Origin of the sequence: Streptomyces torulosus, from assembly GCF_001419765.1 — a bacterium.
Lineage (GTDB): Bacteria > Actinomycetota > Actinomycetes > Streptomycetales > Streptomycetaceae > Streptomyces > Streptomyces torulosus.
The window spans coordinates 1-2,734 of sequence record NZ_LIRK01000504.1; the positions used below are offsets into that span (position 1 = coordinate 1).

Below are 2,734 nucleotides of genomic sequence, written 5' to 3' on the forward strand. Positions count from 1 at the left end.
GATGTCGTCGTAGGCGTCGGGCAAGGAGGGCAGGGACATGGAGTGGCTTCTTCTGCGTTCGGCGCGCGGTGGGTGCGCTCGGCACCTGGTGGGGAACAGCGGTGGCGGTGTGACGGGACGGGGTGGCGGCGAGGGCAAGCCACGGATACCGCCACTCAGGTGAACGGAACGGCTCCACTCCGGGTCACGGCCGTTCATCGGCGTACGTCCCATCCGGGGCACGGCCACTCATCGGCGTCGTCCCTTCCTGTTCACGGCCGCCCGTCGGCGTATCGCCCTTCCCGGCCATGGCCGTGCATCGGCATGCGTCCCTTCCATGTCACGGCCGTGCATCGGCATGCGCCCCTTCCATGTCACGGCTGTTCATCGACATGCGTCCCCTCCGGCTTCGCACCTTGGCCGTCAGTGGCCCGGCGGGCCCGTGCTCGGCCGCTGGGGCCATCGGCGGCGCGTACCGAGCGTCGGCCTGTGGGCGTGGCGCCGTCGGTGGAACGCGGACGACGTGGCTGGGCCGTACCGCCGGGTGAACGACGGCCGGCGCGGGTGTCCGGACTCCGCTCCGGCCGTGACCGGCGCCGGCGCCGAGAGCCGGTGGCGCATGCCTTGTCAGCGGATGCCACGTCACCAGGCGACGCGTCGACTGCGGTTGTCACCGCGCTCGGTTGTTCCGCGACGTCCGGTCCGGCCTCGGCGCCTGCCTCCGTCGTGGTCGTCGGAAGCTTCGGATGCTCTCGTCCCCTGCGTTCCGCGCGGAGGCAGCGGCGGATCGACTCGGGGTCGAGGCCTTCGTTGCAGGCCTGGTGGAGGAGGCGGGCGAAGAGGTAGTCGCGGTCGGCGGCAAGGGCCATGGCGAGGGCTTCGCGGGCCTCCAGCTCGTCGCCCGTGGACCACGCCACCCAGCCGGCCAGCGTGAGAGGGGCTGCGGCGTGTTCTCCGTAGGGGCCCACGCAGCGGCGGGCGAGAGCGCGCCAGAGTCGGAGCGCGGGACTTGCTTCGTCACCCTCCATCCACTCCGCGGCCCGATCCCGGGTCGCCCTGTCCTGGAGGCCCAGAATCATGGTCGCGGCGTCGTCATGACCGATCAGCTCGTCGTCGCGCAGATCCGCGTCGAGGGTGCCGGACATGGTCGGTACGGCCGCTAGGCGCTCCATGGCGCGCCGGACCACCGCGAGGGTCTCCTCCGCCACGTCAGCGCGGCTCTCCGCTTCCAGGATGCGCGGCACGAGGGCAGCCTGGGCGGTGTCGAGCGCGGCCTCCTGCTGCAATGCCGCCACGGTCTCCCAGGGCATGAGCCGCGCCCTCAACTCCCGTAGCGTGCCGCGCACCTGCAGACCCGCGTAGGTCGCGGCGGCGGCCAGCACGGAGGTGCCGGGCAGCCCCATCGCTTCCCCGTCCGGGGAACAGCATCCGTTGCCCGGGCAGCAGTACGACCAGAAGCGGCCGTCGGAGATGCACAGGGCCTCGACCACCGGGACGTCGAGGGCGCCGCAGGCCCTGCGCAGCAGCTGGGCCAGTGGCCGCAGGCGCTCCATGACGTCGCGCGCCGACTCGCCGCCCGCCGGGTCCTGGCACAGGAAGGCGACCATGCTCTCCGGTTTGGCGCCCCGGCGCTCGCTGCCGGTCACCAGCCCGTGGGCCAGTTGCTGCGCCACGGACGGCCAGTCATCCGTGTGGGTCGGGATCCCGAGCCGTGCCCGCCCGCCGAACCGCCCCTTCGCCTCGCCGTCGTGCAGTGCGACGAGCACGATGCTGTCCTCGGGGCGATAGCCGAGCAGGTACGGCAGGGCGTCGGCCAGCTCGGCCGGGGTCCGCAGTGTGACCTGCTGCTCGCCGCCGGGGTCGGCGGCCGTGCCGTGCCCCGCGTACGCCCCGCATTCACCGTGCCCCATGAGCGGGACTGTCCTCTCGGGTGCCGACGCGTGCCCCACGATCGGCACCGGCCCGTCAGGCACCGCCCCGTGCCCCGCGGACTCGTCGTGCCCGGGCTGATGCGTCGGGCCCCACTCGTCGCGCTCCGACCGAGACCCTGACTCCCAGTCGTCACGGTCCGGGAGAGGCCGCCGCTCGCGGTCCTCGTACGCGGTGGTCTCCCCGCGCCCGCTCCAGCCGTTCTGCCCGCTGATGTCACCGTTGCCGGAGGTACCGGCCGCTTCGCTGTGATTCGTCATGCGGCGACCATCTCGCGGATCTTGAAATTCCGCTTTGACCTGTGGATAAGTCCGACCATGACCACGTCAGAGGTTGTCCACAGATCCGCACCGCTCGTCCCCGCGATGTCCGGGGCATCGGCTTGCATGGGGCCATGAACGACGCGAACCTGCCCACCACGGATCCCCGGCATCCGCCCGCAGCCGACTCAGTCGACCCGCTTGTCGTCGGGGGCGGAGGCCGGCCCCGAGCCGACCAGGACGTCACTGTGCGGGGAACGGGCCTTGACCGGCGGGGCGGCGGGCGGTGCCGTGGCTCCGGCGATGGACGGATAGAGCCCGGCGTGTCGGCGGCGGGCCTCGGCGGCGGCTTCCGAGCGCGGCACCGCGATGTGATCCGCCCGGCCGTCCGCCCGGAGGGCGGTGACCAGGCACAGGTCGTCGAGGCGGCGCGCGCCGTTCATGTGCCGGGCCGCGCCCCGTGCCGCTTTCGGAACCGTCAGGCAGATCTCGCCCGTGGTGTCGAACTCGGTGACCGGCAGTCCCTCGGCCCGCAACCGCCCGGCCACCGCCCGCCGCTCCCGGCC

At 72.9% G+C, this 2,734-nt stretch carries 2 protein-coding genes; both read right to left on the bottom strand.

What is annotated here, in order from left to right; all coding sequences use genetic code 11:
* Positions 1 to 353: 353 nt before the first annotated feature.
* Positions 354 to 2,168: a DUF4192 domain-containing protein gene (locus tag AOK23_RS31235; protein WP_420823768.1), complete on the bottom strand. Its 1,815-nt coding sequence runs from the start codon at positions 2,166 to 2,168 to the stop codon at positions 354 to 356.
* Between the two features lie 188 nt (positions 2,169 to 2,356).
* Positions 2,357 to 2,734: hypothetical protein (locus AOK23_RS31240; RefSeq protein WP_157878209.1), on the bottom strand; the 378-nt coding region annotated here is incomplete at its 5' end.

Bases quoted from the DNA above. Each gene is read 5' to 3' on its own strand.
- AOK23_RS31235 (WP_420823768.1), bottom strand. From the start codon at position 2,168: ATGACGAATCACAGCGAAGCGGCCGGTACCTCCGGCAACGGTGACATC.